The 15,003-nt window shown below is 69.0% G+C and carries 12 protein-coding genes and 1 pseudogene; 8 read left to right on the top strand and 5 right to left on the bottom strand.

The features are described 5' to 3' along the window. The 3 genes and pseudogenes from KDH83_RS24015 to KDH83_RS24000 all read left to right on the top strand — a co-directional run. On the top strand, positions 1 to 413 hold a 413-nt coding region (locus KDH83_RS24015), incomplete at its 5' end, for a sigma-70 family RNA polymerase sigma factor (RefSeq protein ID WP_212320534.1). Between the two features lie 441 nt (positions 414 to 854). After that, positions 855 to 1,478 (top strand): annotated as a pseudogene (locus tag KDH83_RS24005) (FecR domain-containing protein); the annotation flags it as partial. 344 nt (positions 1,479 to 1,822) lie between these two features. Next, on the top strand, positions 1,823 to 4,171 hold the full coding sequence (locus KDH83_RS24000) for a TonB-dependent siderophore receptor (protein WP_249205310.1): 2,349 nt from the start codon (positions 1,823 to 1,825) through the stop codon (positions 4,169 to 4,171). Between the two features lie 18 nt (positions 4,172 to 4,189). Here the strand turns inward: KDH83_RS24000 and KDH83_RS23995 are convergent, their stop codons facing one another. The 4 genes from KDH83_RS23995 to KDH83_RS23980 are packed head-to-tail and all read right to left on the bottom strand — an operon-like array spanning position 4,190 to position 8,455. Next, positions 4,190 to 5,791, bottom strand: a complete 1,602-nt coding sequence (locus KDH83_RS23995) for a GMC family oxidoreductase N-terminal domain-containing protein (protein ID WP_212320533.1) — start codon at positions 5,789 to 5,791, stop codon at positions 4,190 to 4,192. 4 nt (positions 5,792 to 5,795) lie between these two features. Then, positions 5,796 to 6,593 carry a shikimate dehydrogenase gene (locus tag KDH83_RS23990; RefSeq protein ID WP_212320532.1) on the bottom strand — a complete coding sequence of 266 codons (798 nt, stop codon included), beginning with the start codon at positions 6,591 to 6,593 and terminating at the stop codon, positions 5,796 to 5,798. A 14-nt stretch (positions 6,594 to 6,607) separates the two neighbouring features. Then, positions 6,608 to 7,633, bottom strand: coding sequence for a transketolase C-terminal domain-containing protein (locus KDH83_RS23985; RefSeq protein ID WP_212320531.1), 1,026 nt, complete (start codon positions 7,631 to 7,633; stop codon positions 6,608 to 6,610). A 6-nt stretch (positions 7,634 to 7,639) separates the two neighbouring features. Next, the gene (locus KDH83_RS23980; RefSeq protein ID WP_212320535.1) at positions 7,640 to 8,455 is read right to left on the bottom strand and encodes a transketolase; all 816 of its coding nucleotides are present in this window, start codon (positions 8,453 to 8,455) and stop codon (positions 7,640 to 7,642) included. A 165-nt stretch (positions 8,456 to 8,620) separates the two neighbouring features. Here KDH83_RS23980 and KDH83_RS23975 point away from each other — a divergent pair, with 165 nt between their 5' ends. Both KDH83_RS23975 and KDH83_RS23970 read left to right on the top strand, forming a co-directional pair. Beyond that, positions 8,621 to 9,325 carry a GntR family transcriptional regulator gene (locus KDH83_RS23975; RefSeq protein ID WP_212320529.1) on the top strand — a complete coding sequence of 235 codons (705 nt, stop codon included), beginning with the start codon at positions 8,621 to 8,623 and terminating at the stop codon, positions 9,323 to 9,325. 8 nt (positions 9,326 to 9,333) lie between these two features. After that, positions 9,334 to 10,401 (top strand): glycerol dehydrogenase, encoded by a 1,068-nt coding sequence (locus tag KDH83_RS23970; protein ID WP_212320527.1) that lies wholly within the window; start codon positions 9,334 to 9,336, stop codon positions 10,399 to 10,401. Positions 10,402 to 10,578: 177 nt separating this feature from the next. Here the strand turns inward: KDH83_RS23970 and KDH83_RS23965 are convergent, their stop codons facing one another. Beyond that, positions 10,579 to 11,361 (bottom strand): SDR family oxidoreductase, encoded by a 783-nt coding sequence (locus KDH83_RS23965; protein WP_212320525.1) that lies wholly within the window; start codon positions 11,359 to 11,361, stop codon positions 10,579 to 10,581. A 325-nt stretch (positions 11,362 to 11,686) separates the two neighbouring features. Here KDH83_RS23965 and KDH83_RS23960 point away from each other — a divergent pair, with 325 nt between their 5' ends. The 3 genes from KDH83_RS23960 to KDH83_RS23950 all read left to right on the top strand — a co-directional run. Next, complete coding sequence (locus tag KDH83_RS23960; RefSeq protein WP_212320523.1) at positions 11,687 to 12,886, top strand: ABC transporter substrate-binding protein; 1,200 nt, start codon at positions 11,687 to 11,689, stop codon at positions 12,884 to 12,886. 117 nt (positions 12,887 to 13,003) lie between these two features. Then, positions 13,004 to 13,870, top strand: a complete 867-nt coding sequence (locus KDH83_RS23955) for a branched-chain amino acid ABC transporter permease (RefSeq protein ID WP_103275673.1) — start codon at positions 13,004 to 13,006, stop codon at positions 13,868 to 13,870. 23 nt (positions 13,871 to 13,893) lie between these two features. Beyond that, a partial coding sequence (locus KDH83_RS23950; protein WP_249205309.1) for a branched-chain amino acid ABC transporter permease occupies positions 13,894 to 15,003 on the top strand: 1,110 nt, incomplete at its 3' end.

The raw sequence follows: 15,003 nt of genomic DNA, 5'->3' as shown, positions 1-15,003 counted from the left end.
ATGTCGAGGACTCCGCGCACGATGCCATCGCCAATATGCTGGAGGGCGACGTGTCCGCCATCCGCAATCCCCGCGCCTACCTGCACCGCAGCATCCATCACGGGCTGATCAGCCGCCACCACCGGCAGCAGCGCGAGGCCGCCGTGCCGCTGCACGACCTGGCCGAGGACGAGCATCCCGCCCACGAGGATCCCGAGGCCAACGTGCGCACCGCCCAGCTGTCGCGCGCGCTGATGGAGGCGCTGGCCGAGCTGCCGCAGCCCTGCGCGGCCGTGTTCGCCTGGCACCGCCTGGAAGGCCGCAGCGTCGCGGAAATCGCGGCCCAGCTCGGCCTGTCGAACAGCAGTGTGGAAAAATACCTGACGCGCACCATGCGGCACCTGCATGCGCGGCTGCGCCCGTTCTCCCAATGACATGAAGGACCACGCCGACCCGCCGTCCCGCCCGCGCGGAACCGCCGCGATTTCACCCATGTTCCCGGACACGCATCATGGACACCTCTGACGCCCGCCGCCCGCCGGCCGATCCGCTGGACGCGGCGGCCTACTGGTTCGCCCGCGACAGCGGCGGCCTGATGTCGGCCGCCGAGCGGATCGAGTTCGACGCCTGGCGCCGCGCCGATCCCGCGCATGAACGCGCCTACCGCGAAATGCTGGACACCTGGGCGCTGACGCGGGCCGTGCCCGACCACAAGCTGCGCCCGCTGCTGCGGCCGGCGGCACCGGAGCGCCGTTTCTCGCCGGGCCGCCGCCGGCTGGCCTGGGGCCTGGGCGCCAGCGCCTGCGCCGCCGCCGCCGTGGGCCTGGCCTCGCCCGGCTGGTGGCCCGCCTCGACGCTGCCAGCGCTACGCCACGGCGCGCGGCGAGCGGCGCCGCGTCGACCTGGAGGACGGCTCCGTCCTCACCTTGAATACCGGCACGCAGGCCGAGGTGCGCTACACGCGTTCCGAGCGGCGGGTCACCCTGCTCCCCGGCGGCGAGATCATGCTGGAGGTGTCGCCGGACGCGTCCCATCCCTTCATCGTCGACACCGAGATCGGCCGCGTGCGCGTGACCGGCACGCGTTTCAACGTCCGCCACGACGGCGGCCAGATGGCGGTCGCGGTGGAATCCGGCTCGGTCGAGGTCATTGCCGGCCCGTGGTGGAACGGACAGCGCGTCAAGCTGCCGGCCGGCTACGGCGTGCGCATGGCCGGCGGCGGCGAGACGGTGCGCATCCAGCCGGTGGACGTGGCCACGCTGACCGCCTGGCGCCAGGGCAAGGCGGTGTTCAACGACACGCCGCTGGCCGAGGTGGCCCGGGAAATCAACCGCTACCGCGCACAAGCCATCCAGGTCGCGCCCGCGCTGGCCCGCGTGCGCATCTCCGGCGTCTTCGACGTGGACGACACCGGCGCCTTCCTCAAGGCCCTGCCGGCCCTGGTGCCGCTGAGGGTCCAGCCCCGCGCCGACGGCGGCGCCGACCTGCTGGCGCGCTGAGCGGCTGCGCCGCGCCGTCCGCCCGACGCCGGCATCGGGGATGGACGCTCAAGCGAGCGCCGGGCATCCACGCTGACGGGCTGGTTGGTTGGTTGGTTGGTTGGTTGGCGAAGATACATCTTGTTTCTAATTTGATATGAGAATTATTCCGGGTTTTTCGTTCTGCCCGCTCATACCTAATAACGGCGGCAGTTGCCGCCGCCAGCCCCCGCCCTGACGGCCAGCCGGCCTGCATGGCCCCAGAACGAACGTAAATCGTGACCAGACCCGACGCCCGCCTTTCCGCCCGCGCCCCGCGCCGTGGCGCTCCCATTCCCGCCGCGCTCAACGCACTCGCCCTGTCCATGGCGCTGGCATTCGCCGCCGCGCCGCACGCCGTCCAGGCGCAGGGCGCCGCGCCCGTCAAGATCAGCATCGCGGCCCAGCCGCTGGACAAGGCGCTGCTGCAATTCGGCCAGCAGACCCGGCTGCAGGTCTATTTCCTGCCGGAAGCGGTGCGCGACCTCAAGGCGCCCGCCGTCTCGGGCTCGCTGACCGCGCAGCAGGCGCTGGACCGCCTGCTGGCCGGTTCCGGCCTGGCGGCCCGCATCGAAGGCAACCCCGCCGTCATCGCGCCCGCGCCCGCCGAAACCGCGACGCTGTCCGCCGTGCCGGTGTATGGCGACGGCCGCGGCGAAGCCGTCGAGGGCCTGGTCGCGCGCCGCAGCCGCACCGGCACCAAGACCGACACGCCGCTCAACGAGATCCCGCAGACCATCAACGTGGTCACCGCGCAGCAGATGGAGATGACCGGCGCGACCGACATCAACCAGGCGCTGCGCTACATTCCGGGCTTTTCCAGCTACGGCTCGGAAAACCGCTCGGACTGGTATTCGGTGCTGCGCGGCTTCACGCCCACGGCCTACGTGGACGGCCTGCAGGTGCCCAAGACCCTGAACCTGGCCAGCTGGCGCGTCGAGCCCTACACCATCGACAGCATCACGGTGCTGCGCGGGCCGACCTCGGTGCTGTACGGCCAGGGCGATCCCGGCGCCATCGTCGACGTGCAGAGCAAGCTGGCCAACGGCGACCGCATCCGCGAGATCGAGGTCCAGGTCGGCAACTACGCGCGCAAGCAGCTGGCGTTCGACATCGGCGACACCGCCAACAGCGACGGCACGCTGTCCTACCGCCTGATCGGCGTGGGCCGCGACGGCAATTCGCAGACCGGCCCCAACAAGGACGGCCGCGTCGCCTTCGCCCCGTCGCTGCGCTGGCAGCCCAGCGCGGCGACGTCGCTGACGCTGTCGGCCACCTACCTGGACGACCGCAGCGACATCGCCAGCAACTTCCTGCCGGCCCAGGGCATGGTGCTGCACAATCCCAACGGCCGCATCTCGCGCGATGTGTACACCGGCGAGCCGGACTTCAACTACTACCGCAAGAAGCAGTGGTCGCTGGGCTATGCCTTCGAGCACAAGCCCGACTCGACCTGGACGCTGCGCCAGAACGTGCGCCTGATGCACTCGCAGCTGAACAACCGCTCGGTCTGGGGCGGCGGGCTGGACGCCAGCGATCCGACCATGGCGTCGATCAGCCGCTACGCCGGCATCTTCCAGTTCAACTACAGCCGCTTCGACATCGACAACCAGGCCGAGGCCAAATTCCGCACCGGCGGGCTGCAGCACACCCTGCTGGCCGGCCTGGAATACAACCGCCAGTCCACCACCGACAGCGAAATGCTGGCGCTGGCGCCGTCGCTGAACCTGTACAACCCCGCCTACAGCGGGATCGACCACTCGCTGTTCTACGGCCCCGACGCGTTCCCCCGCACCGACACCTACACCACCATGAACATGGTCGGCCTGTACCTGCAGGACCAGATCAAGTTCGAGCGCTGGGTGCTCACGCTGGGCGGCCGCAAGGATTGGGCCCGCACCAGGCAGACCGACCGCGAGGCCGATACCCGCTCGTCGCAGCTGGACCAGGCCTTCAGCGGCCGCGTCGGCCTGACCTATCTGGGCGACTACGGCCTGTCGCCCTACATCAGCTACTCGACCTCGTTCAATCCGGTGGGCAACACGCGCCTGGCCAGCGGCGACTGGGCCGCGCCCACCAAGGGCAAGCAGATCGAGGCCGGCCTGCGCTGGCAGCCCGACGGCGAGAACCTGACGCTGAACGCGGCGGTCTACCAGATCAAGCAGACCAATGTGTTGACGCCCAATCTGGACGACCCCACCGGCACCACCTCGGTGCAGGCCGGCGAGGTGCGCTCGCAAGGCATCGAGCTGAGCGCGGTGGGCAAGCTGACGCCCGAGCTGTCGATCGTCGGCGCCTATGTGTTCCAGAACGTCAAGAACACCAAGGCCAACGACGAGACCCAGGGCAAGTGGCCGGTGGACATTCCGCGTCCGCGCCAGATGGCCTCGCTGTGGGCCGACTGGACCTGGCGCACGGGCGCGCTGGAAGGCTTCGGCCTGGGCGCGGGCGTGCGCTACCAGAGCTCGGCGGCCGGCGCGTCGGACAACTCGCTGAAGGTGCCCAGCTACACCGTCTATGACGCCGGCCTGCACTACGAGATGCCGAACTGGCGCTTCGCGCTGAACGCCAGCAACCTGTTCGACCGCAAGTACGTGAGCGGCTGCCAATCCTATTCCGTCTGCATGTACGGCAACGGACGCACCGTCATGGCCACGGCCAAGTACTACTGGTAGGCCGCCGGCGCGGACGGCTCAGCCCGCCCGCGCCGCGTCCTCCAGGATCAGCTCGGCGCCGCGTTCGGCCACCATCATCACGGCGGCCTGGGTATTGCCGGACACCATCCTCGGCATGACCGAGGCGTCCACCACCCGCAGGCCGTCCAGCCCGTTCACGCGCAGCCGGGAATCCGTCACGGCATCCGCGTCCGCGCCCATGCGGCAGGTGCCGATCGGGTGATAGATGGTCTGGCCGTTCTGGCGCGCGAAGTCCAGCCATTCGTCGTCGCTCTGCACGTCCTTGCCCGGACTCAGCTCGGCCGCCACGAAGGGCTGCAGGGCCGGCCGCGAGACGATGCGGCGCGCCGCCCGCATGCCGCCGACCAGGCTGTCGCGGTCGATCCGCGCCGCCAGGAAGTTGGGGCGGATGGCGGGCGCGGCCAGCGGATCGGCCGACACCGCATGGATCGAGCCCACCGATTCGGGCCGCAGCTGCGCCACGCCGATGGTCATGCCGGGAAAGCGGTCCAGGATGCGCTCGGCCGCGTTGGCATAGCTGGCGTGCACGAAGAAGAATTGCACGTCGGGCAGCGCGAGCTGCGGCGCGCTCTTGACGAAGCCGTGCGCCAGCCCCGTGCCCAGCGTCAGGATGCCCTGGCGCGACAGCGCGTAGCGCGCCACCTGGCGCGCCAGCCGCCAGCCGCGCGACATCTCGTTCAGCGTCACCGTGTTCTTCACGCGCCAGTTCATGCGCGTGGCGTAGTGGTCGATATAGTTCTCGCCCACTTGCGGCAGCGCGTGCGCCAGCGGGATGCCGAGCCGGGCCAGCAGCGCGGGATCGCCCACGCCCGACAGCTCCAGCAGCTGCGGCGATTGCACCGCGCCCAGGCACAGCAGCGTTTCGCGACGCGCGCGCACCACATGCTCGCCGTCCTTGCCGCGATAGGCCAGGCCGACGCAGCGCCTGCCCTCGAACAGCAGCCGCGTGATGCGCGCGCCGCACTCGACGGTCAGGTTGGGCCGGCCCGAGGCCGGTTTCAGGTAGCCGTCCACCACGCTCCAGCGTCGCCCCCGGTGCTGCAGCACCTGGTAGTAGCCCACGCCTTCCTGGCTGCCGGCGTTGTAATCGGGATTGAGCGGCTGGCCGTCCTGCTGCGCGGCCTTCAGGAAGGCCTCGGCCACCGGGTAGCGTTCCGAGACTTCGTGCAGGCGCATGGGGCCGTCATGGCCGCGCCCCGCGCCGCCTTTTTCATAGGCTTCGATCTTGCGGAACAGGCGTTCGGCCTGGGCCCAGTTCCAGCCCGCCGCGCCGGCCGCCTCCCAGCCGTCGTAGTCCGCCGGCTGGCCGCGCACGTAGATCATGCCGTTGATCAGGGTCGAGCCGCCCACGCCCTTGCCGCGCGGCACGGCGATGCGGCGGCCGTGCACGTTGTCCTCGGGCTCGGTGGAGAAGCGCCAGTTGTAGTCGGGATCGACCAGCAGCTTGGAAAAGCCCGCGGGAATGCCGATCCAGGGGCTGCGGGCCTCGTGGCCGGCCTCCAGCATCAGCACGCGGTACTTGCCGTTGGCGCTCAGGCGGTTGGCCAGGATGCAGCCGGCGGTGCCGCCGCCGGCGATGATGAAATCGTAATCGCCCATCTGCTCAGGCCCGCACGCCCATCATCTCGGCCATCAGCGCGATCTGGCAGGCCAGCATGGGCGCGCCATGGTGGATGCGGCAGCCGCGCGCCGCCGCCGCTTGCAGCAGCGCCGTGTCGCGCGGCTGCATGATGACCTCGCACACCAGCTGGTCCGGCGTCAGGCGGCCGGCGTCCAGCGGCAGCGGATCCGCGTCGCGCATGCCCAGCGAGGTGCCGTTGACGACCAGGTCGTGGCCGGACGGATCCGCCGTGCCGATGTCGATGCGGGCATCCGGCAGCAGCGACAGGATGCGCGCCTTCAGGTCCTCGGCCTTGGCCGTCGTGCGATTGGCGATGGTCAGCCGCGCCACGCCGGCCTGCGCCAGCGCGAAGCCGATGGCGTTGGCCGCGCCGCCGGCGCCGGCCAGGTAGGCGCTCCTGCCCTTCGGGTCCACGCCGGCTTCGAGCAGGCCGCCGACGAAACCCTCGCCGTCCAGCATGTGCGCCGTCAGCCTGCCGTCGGCGTCGCGCCGCACCACGTTGGCCGCGCCGATCTTGCGCGCCACCGGCGTGGCCTCGTCGACCAGGTCCAGGATGGCCGTCTTGTGCGGCATGGTGACGATGAAGCCGCCCAGGTTCTGCAACTGCCGCAGCCCCTGCACGACCTGCGCCAGCTCCGCCGGGCGCGCGTGGAACGGCACGCACACGCCGTCGAAGCCCAGGCGCGCGAAGTGCTCGTTCATGCGCTGCGGCGTCTTCACGTGGTGGATGGGGTCGGCCAGGATGCCGAACAGCCGGGTATGGCCGCTGATTTCCTTCATGGTGTGCTCCGAGACTATTTCTGTTCCAGCAGCTCGCGCGCCACGGCGGCGATGCCGTCGGCGTCCAGCCGGTAATGGGCGTACAGCGCGGTGGGCGGCGCGATCAGGCTGTATTCGTCATGGATGCCGTGGCGGCGCAGGCGCACGCCCAGGCCGCCGTCGGCCAGCACTTCGGCCACGGCCGAGCCCAGCCCGCCCATCACATTGTGCTCTTCCACCGTCAGCATGCGGCCGGCGGCGCCGGCCGCGGCCAGCACCGCGTCGCGGTCCAGCGGCTTGATGGTGGGCATGTCGATCACGCCGACCGACAGGCCGGCCTCGCGCAGCCGTTCGGCGGCCTGCAGCGCCGCGTGCACGGCGATGCCGCAGGCGATGATGTTCAGGTCGCCGCCCAGCGCGTGCGTGATGGCGCGGCCGAACTGGAACGGCGCGCCATCGGCGTAGACCTGCGGATCGCGGCCTCGGCCGATGCGGAAGTAGATGGGCTCGGGCCAGTCGACGCTGGCCTTGATGGCCGAGGCCAGCTGCGGGCCGTCGGCCGGCGACACCACGGTCAGCCCGGCGATGGCGCGCGTGGTGGAGATGTCTTCGGTGGCATGGTGCGAGGTGCCGTAGAAGCCCAGGCTGATGCCGGTGTGATGGCCGATCAGGCGCACCGGCAGCCGGGTATAGGCCACGTCCATGCGGATCTGCTCGCAACACAGCAGGCCCAGGAAGGACGCGAAGGTGGCGACGAAGGGCATCAGCCCCGTGGTGGCCATGCCGGCGGCGGCCGAGACCATGTTCTGTTCCGAGATGCCGAACTGCACATAGCGTTCGGGAAAGGCGGACGCGTAGCGGTTCAGGCCGTTCGAGTATTGCAGGTCGGCCGAGCCGGCCACGACGGGATGGCCGGCGCGCGTCAGATCGATGAGCGCGTCGGACAGATAGGACAGGCCGGGCGTGACCGCGTTGAGCGCGCGGTACTGCCAGGAATCGGGGGAGCGCGGCGCGGACGGCGCCAAGGCGTGTGGCCGGGTGTGCTGCTGGGATTGCGGCATGGCGGTTCAGATCTCGCGGGACAGGATTTCGGCGACGGCGGCATCGGCATCGGACGGGGCCAGGTAGCCCAGGTGCCAGCCGGGTTCGGTTTCCATATGGGACACGCCCTTGCCCTTGACCGTACGGGCGATCACGCAAGCGGGCCGCTCGCGCACGCCGTCCGCGCGCAGCCGGCGCAGCAGCGCGGTCAGCGCGGACAGGTCGTGGCCGTCGACCTCGTGCACCTCCCAGCCGAAGGCGCGCCACTTGTCGGCCAGCGATTCCACGCCGATCACGTCGTCGACCCGGCCATCGAGCTGGTAGCCGTTGCGGTCGACGATGGCGATCAGGTTGGACAGCCGGTGATGGGCGGCGAACAGCGCCGCTTCCCAGACCTGCCCTTCCTGCATCTCGCCGTCGCCCAGCATGACGAAGACGCGGAAATCGCGCTGTCCCAGGCGCGCGCCGACCGCCATGCCGGCGCCGTTGGACAGCGCGTGGCCGATGGAGCCGGAGCTGAAGTCCACGCCCGGCACCTTGCTCATGTCGGGATGGTCGCCCAGCGGGCTGCCCAGGCGGGTGTAGTCATCCAGCCAGTCGCGCGGAAAGAAATCATGGTCGGCCAGCACCGGGAACAGGCCGACGGCGGCATGCCCCTTGCCCATGAGGAAGCGGTCGCGGTCCGGCCAGGCGGGCTCGCCCGGCCGTAGCCGCATCACGCCGTAGTACAGCGCGGCGAAGATCTCGGCGCAGGAAAAGACCGAGCTGTAGTGGCCGACCTTGGCGATTTCGATCAGGCGGATGGTTTCGAGCCGGATGTGACGGGCCTTGTCCCGCAGCATCCGAAGCTCGTCCTGGGTGGGCATTTCCAGGTCCTGGGGCATGGCGTCTCCTGCCGTTTTTAGATATATCATATATAATATACCCATCGCGCTCGAATTGGCTATGCCGGGCTAGAATTCGTTCCGGATTCACCCGTTCCTTCCCATACGCACGCCGCAACCGCCATGCCCAGCCTTAAACCGGTCAAGAAAGAGAACCTGTCCGTCAGGGTCTACAACGAAATCCGCAACGCCCTGATCAACGGGCAGTACGAGCCTGGCGAACGCCTGATCATCGGCGAGCTGGCCCAGGAAATGGGCGTGTCCATCACGCCCGTGCGCGAGGCCATCTTCCGGCTCATCAGCGAACAGGGCCTGGAAATGCAGGCCGCCACCGCGGTCTACGTGCCCTATGTGAATTCCGAGAAGCTGCGCGAGATCCAGCAGATCCGCTTCCATCTTGAAGGCATGGGCGCGGCCGAAGCCGCCAAGAACATCACCCGCAAGCAGCTCGACAACCTGATCGCGCTGCAACAGGAATTCCTGTCCTACACGGCCAGCGATCCCAAGCGGGCCAGCTACCTGAACCGCAAGTTCCATTTCGGCATCCTCGAAGCCAGCAACAAGCCCATCCTGCGCAACACGGTGGAGTCGTTCTGGGTCATCACCGGCCCCATCCTGAAGGTCTTCCACGTCAAGACGGCCGGCATCGACTACACGCAGGACGAGCACCGCCACGGGGCCGTGCTGGCCGCGCTGGAGGCGCGCGACTCCGAGGCCGCCGCCCGCGCCATCCAGGCCGACCTGGTCTGGGGCGGCAAGATCATGATCGACTGGCTGGTCGAGCGCGAGAAGGAAATGGACTACCGCCCGCCCGCCCCACGCAAATAGGAAACCGCATGCTGACGATCTTCGGCGCTCCCGGCCGCTACATACAGGGCCCCGACGCACTGGACACCCTGGGCGAGCAGGCCGCCCTCTTCGGCCGCCGCGCCGCGCTGGTGATCGACGGCCCCATGCATGCCATCCTGGGCGCGCGCGTCCAAGCGCTGTGCGCCGCCAGCCAGGTGCGGGCAATGCCGCTGATCGTCGAAGGCGACCTGACGCCCGAGACCATCGAAGCGCTGCGCGCGCAGGCCGGCAGGCTCGACGCCGACATGGTCGTCGCGGTGGGCGGCGGCAAGGCGCTGGACGCCGGCAAGGCGGTGGCGCGCTCGCTGCACTGCCACCTGATCACCGTGCCGACCGCGGCGTCGAACGACGCCCCCACCAGCAAGAACTACGTGCTCTACGACGCCGACCACAACCTGCTGGCGGTCGAGCACATGCTGTTCAACCCCACCATCGTGCTGGTGGACACCACCATCATCGCCAGCGCGCCGGCCGCCTTCTTCCGCGCCGGGCTGGGCGACGCCGTGTCCAAGAAGTTCGAGGCCGAGCAATGCCGGCGCCACGGCGGCGCCAATATGTATGGCGGTAAGCCGCCGCTGGCCGCGCAGTTGCTGGCCGAGGGCTGCCTGCGCATCCTGCTGGAAGACGGCGCCCAGGCGCTGGCCGTGGCCGGCAGCGGCCGGCCCACGCCCGCCTTCGAGCGCGCGGTCGAGGCCATGATCCTGCTGAGCGGGCTGGGCTTTGAAAGCGGCGGCCTGTCCATCGCCCACGCGCTCACGCGCGGCCTGCCCCGCATCGCCGGCCTGGCCACCTCGGCCCACGGCATGCAGGTGGCGCTGGGACTGCTGGTGCAACTGGATCTGGAAGCGCGCGACGACGGCATGCTGGCCGCGCTGACGAGCTGGTACGCGCAAGTGGGCCTGCCCGTCAGCCTGCGCGAGCTGGGCGCCACGGCGCCGACGGACGCGGAGCTGGAAACCGCCGCCGCGCTGACCTTGAACGCGCGCCACGCGGCCAACTTCGACCGGACGCTGTCGGTGGCCGAGCTGGCCGCCGCGCTGCGACGGCGCGCCTGAGCCCGGCCGCCTGAGCCCGGCCGCCTGAGACCGGCCGCCTGAAACGCGCGCCGCGCCTGGGCGCGATGGTCGCGAGCGCGTACCACGCAGTCTTGCGCGCCGCGCATTCCTGCCTTTGCCTGTCGCGTGATCGACAAACCGGCGCCGCGATCTTCGGCGCCGGCGGGCCTCATCCCATCAATAGAGCTTCTGCGTGAAACCGTCCACCACGATGGCCTGGCCGCTGACGCTGCGCGCCGCCTCGCTGGCGTTGAACAGCACCATGTTGGCGATGTCGCGCGCCGTGACCATGCGGCCCATCGCGGCCTGGTTCTCGTAGAGCGCGGCGATCTCTTCCACCGGCTTGCCCAGCGTCTCGGCCTTGGCGGCGATGACGGCGCGGATGCGCGGCCCTTCCACCGCGCCCGGCAGGATCGCGTTGACGCGGATGCCGTGCGGGCCCAGCTCGATGGCCAGCGACTTGGTGAAGCCGATCACCGCCCATTTCGACGCCGAATAGACCGAACGGCCGGCAAAACCCAGGTGGCCGGCGGCCGAGGACAGGTTGATCATCACGCCGGCCTTGGACGCCTTGAGCAGCGGGATGGCCTGGCGCGCGCACAGGAACTGGCCGGTGATGTTGACGGCCAGCGTGCGGTCCCAGTCTGCCTTGGACAAGGTTTCGACGAAGCCGGTGGGGCCGGCCACGCCGGCATTGTTCACCAGCACGTCCAGCCCGCCCAGCTCGCGCGCCACGGCCTGAAACAGGGCCGCCACGCTGTCCTCGTCCGATACGTCGGCGCGCAACGCACGCACGCCGGGCAGCTCGGACGGCAGCGCGGCCAGCCGGGACTCGTTCACGTCGCAGACGAACACCTGGGCGCCGGCGCGGTGGAACACGCGGGCCATCTCCAGGCCCAGCCCGTCGGCGCCCGCGGTGATCAAGACCTTCTTTCCAGCGAAATCGACTTCTTCGAACATGCTAGCTGCCTCCTGGTTCTCACATGGCCTACGCCACTCGGTGATATACGATATATTTTTTCACTACGCGAAATAGGATTCCAAAATCCAATGGGGACGGGCTTGCTCGCAGGCTGAAGCAGCCCGCAATCTTGCCTGTCGTTGCGCCAGAATCGGCCGCAAAGGCTTTATTCATGCGGCTTGAGGGAAATCCCCGATTCGTCCTCCTGGCACCGCAACTAGAATCCATGGCGAGGTTTCACGACCCGATATCACATATATCATATATTCAAAAGACGGACGCAGCACCGGCCAGTCCGCATCCCATACCGACAAAGGAGCGCAGATGTACAAGTTCAAGAAACTCGTCCTGGCCTTGGGGCTGTGCGGCGCGGTGGCGACCGGAACCGCGGCGGCGGACATGAAGGTGGGGGCCCTCTTCCCATTCAGCGGCGCGCTGGCGCTGCTCGGGCAGGAGAGCTATCGCGGCCTGGAGCTGGCCGTCAACGAGATCAACGCCGCGGGCGGCATCAACGGCGAGAAGATCCAGATCATCAAGGCCGACGCGGTCGACCCGACCCAGGCCGTGTCTGAAACCAAGCGCCTGATCTCGTCCAACGTGATCGGCGTGTTCGGCAGCTACGCGTCCGGCATTTCCTACGCCGCCTCGCCGGTCACCGAGCTGGCGGGCGTGCCCTACTTCGAGCTGGGCGCCACCGCCCACAAGATCACCACGCGCGGCTACAAGTACCTGTTCCGCAGCAATCCCAACACGGCGCTGTACGGCGTGTCCGTGGTCAACGCGCTGCACGAGACCATCGCGCCGGGCATGGGGCTGAACCCCAAGGACATCAAGATCGGCATCATCCACGAGGACGGCCCCTACGGCACCGACGTGGCCGCCACCGAGAAGAAGCGCGCGCAGGAGCTGGGCTACACGGTGGCCGAGGTGCTGCCCTATTCCGCCAAGACGGTGGACCTGTCCTCGCTCATCCTGCGCCTGAAGGGCGCCAAGGTGGACGTGGTGCTGCAAACGGCCTACCAGAACGACGCCATCCTGTTCTTCAGCCAGGCACGCGCCGCGGGCTTCAAGCCCAAGGTCGTGATCGGCGCGGGCGGCGGCTATTCGCTGGCCGACACCGCCAAGGCGGTGGGCGCCGACATGAACGGCGTGTTCGACCTGGACTTCCCGCAGTCCTCGATCAATCCGGCCGGCGCGCCGGGGCTGGACAAGTTCCTGGAAGCCTACAAGTCCACCTACAAGAGCGATCCGCAGTCGGGCCACAGCCTGACCAACTACGTGGGCGCCAAGGCCTTCTTCGACGCCATCGCCAAGGCCAAGTCCACCGACAAGGACAAGATCCGCGCCGCGGTGCTGGCCTACAAGGTGCCGGCGGGCCAGACCGCCAACGGCTGGGCCTTCGACTTCGGCGAGGACGGCCAGAACAACGCATCGACCTTCTACGTGATGCAGTGGCAGGACGGCAAGCTGGTCACCATCGCGCCCAGCAACCTCGCCCTCGGCAAGCCGGTATTCAACAAGTAAACGCCGAGCCGGCATCCGGCGCCAGGACCGCCCGCGGGGGCTCCTCGCGCCGGCCGCCGGACACACGCGGCCCCGCCGTCGCCCGGCCGGGGCCGTGCATCGACTAGAGGTTGCATCATGGATATCTTCATACAACTGGTCATCAACGGCCTGTTGCTGGGCGGCGCGTACACCATCATCAGCCTGGGGCTGACGCTGATCTTCGGCGTGGTGCGCGTGGTCAACTTCGCGCACGGCGAGTTCCTGATGGTGGGCATGTACCTGGTCTACCTGATCGCCGCGCAGTTCGGCGTCCATCCCTACCTGGGCCTGGCGCCGGTCGCCGTCATCCTGTTCGCGCTGGGCGCGCTGACGCAGAAGGGCATCATCCAGCCGCTGCTCAACGCCGACCAGCACATCCAGATCTTCGCCACGGTGGGCGTGTCCACCATTCTGCTGAACCTGGCCCTGGTGCTGTTCGGCGCCAACGTGCTGCGCGCGCCGGTACAGCTGGGCACCAGCGCCATCGACGTGGGCAGCTACTCGATGGTGAGCGGCCAGATCATCACCTTCGTGGTGGGCATCAGCCTGGCGGTGCTGCTGCACCTGTTCATGCACCGCACCTATCTGGGCCGCGCGCTGCGCGCCGTGGCCCAGCACCGCTACGCCGCCACGCTGATGGGCGTGAACGTGAACAACGTCTACGCCATTGCGTTCGGCCTGGGCACGGCCTTCGTCGGCATCGCCGCCGGCCTGCTGGCGCCGCAGTACCCGGTGTTCCCGACCGTGGGCACGTACTTCGTGCTGACGGCCTTCGTCATCGTGGTGCTGGGCGGGCTGGGCAGCCTGTACGGCGCCGTGGCCGGCTCGATGATCATCGGCATCGTCGACACGCTGGCCGGCTACTACGTCGCGCCCGACCTCAAGGAGGTCGTGTATTTCGGGATCTTCCTGCTGATCCTCGTCCTGCGTCCGACCGGCCTGTTCGGCGTCGGCACGGAATGAACGGAACGACAAGGAGAAAAAACATGTTCCCCGATCTACGCAGCCCCAAGGGCTATGTCGGCCTGATCCTGATGCTGGCCATGCTGGCCGCGCCGCTGGCGCTGGGCACGCCGTTCTGGACCAACCTGTTCGTGCTGCTGTTCGTGTTCTCGGCCCTGTCAGTAGCCTGGAACATCGTCGGCGGCTACGCCGGCCAGCTATCGCTGGGCCACGCCGTGTTCTACGGCATCGGCGGCTACACCGCCACGCTGCTGACGCAGAACTTCGGCATCTCGCCCTGGTTCGGCATGCTCGCCGGCGCCGTGATCTCGGCGGCCGTGGCCGTCGTGATCAGCTATCCCACGCTGCGCCTGCGCGGCCCCTTCTTCGCGCTGGCGACCATCGCCATCCTGGAGGTGGTGCGCCTGCTGGTGATCCACGAGGAAAGCTGGACCGGCGGCTCCAGCGGCATCAGCCTGCCGCTGAACATCGGCTGGACCTGGATCGTGTTCCGCGAGAAGGCCAACTACGTGCTGATCGCCTTCGCGCTGTTCGCGCTGGTGACCTGGGTGTCCTGGTACATGCGCAAATCGCGCATCGGCCACTACCTGATCGCCATCCGCGAGCGCGAGGACGCGGCGCTGGCCGTGGGCATCCACACCGTGCGCATGAAGATCATCGCCGCCGTGGTGTCGGCCATGCTGACCAGCATCGTCGGCGCCTTCCACATCACCTACCTGACCTTCGTCGACCCCAGCTCGGCCTTCTCGCTGGAGCTGTCGGTGCAGGTGGCCATGTTCGCGCTGATCGGCGGGCTGGGCACGGTGGCCGGCCCCATCGCCGGCACCTTCCTGGTGCTGCCCATCGCCGAACTGGCGCGCGGCTGGCTCAGCAGCGTGGGCAACGGCATGCACGGGCTGATCTACGGCCTGATCCTGGTGGCCGTGGTGCTGACCATCCCGCGCGGGCTGGCCGGCGCGTTCGGCCCGATGATCGAGCGCTGGCTGGCGCGCCTGCCCTACCTGGGCGCGCCGCGCCGCGCCCCCCCGCCCCCGGAAACGGTCCCCGTGCCCGCGCGCTCCCGGGCCCCGCCCACGCGGCGCGAGCTGTTCCACTTCCCCGCCGACATGCCCGCGCTGGCCATGCCGCCGAAC

This window comes from Achromobacter sp. Marseille-Q0513 (assembly GCF_018195695.1).
Taxonomy (GTDB): Bacteria; Pseudomonadota; Gammaproteobacteria; order Burkholderiales; family Burkholderiaceae_B; genus Achromobacter.
The sequence above is the reverse complement of the archived record's forward strand: the minus strand, read 5'-3'. Positions and strand labels throughout refer to the sequence as shown.

Coding starts and splice junctions, on each gene's coding strand:
- KDH83_RS24000 (WP_249205310.1), top strand. CDS start 1,823: ATGGCGCTGGCATTCGCCGCCGCGCCGCACGCCGTCCAGGCGCAGGGC.
- KDH83_RS23995 (WP_212320533.1), bottom strand. CDS start 5,791: ATGGGCGATTACGATTTCATCATCGCCGGCGGCGGCACCGCCGGCTGC.
- KDH83_RS23990 (WP_212320532.1), bottom strand. CDS start 6,593: ATGAAGGAAATCAGCGGCCATACCCGGCTGTTCGGCATCCTGGCCGAC.
- KDH83_RS23985 (WP_212320531.1), bottom strand. CDS start 7,633: ATGCCGCAATCCCAGCAGCACACCCGGCCACACGCCTTGGCGCCGTCC.
- KDH83_RS23980 (WP_212320535.1), bottom strand. CDS start 8,455: ATGCTGCGGGACAAGGCCCGTCACATCCGGCTCGAAACCATCCGCCTG.
- KDH83_RS23975 (WP_212320529.1), top strand. CDS start 8,621: ATGCCCAGCCTTAAACCGGTCAAGAAAGAGAACCTGTCCGTCAGGGTC.
- KDH83_RS23970 (WP_212320527.1), top strand. CDS start 9,334: ATGCTGACGATCTTCGGCGCTCCCGGCCGCTACATACAGGGCCCCGAC.
- KDH83_RS23965 (WP_212320525.1), bottom strand. CDS start 11,361: ATGTTCGAAGAAGTCGATTTCGCTGGAAAGAAGGTCTTGATCACCGCG.
- KDH83_RS23960 (WP_212320523.1), top strand. CDS start 11,687: ATGTACAAGTTCAAGAAACTCGTCCTGGCCTTGGGGCTGTGCGGCGCG.
- KDH83_RS23955 (WP_103275673.1), top strand. CDS start 13,004: ATGGATATCTTCATACAACTGGTCATCAACGGCCTGTTGCTGGGCGGC.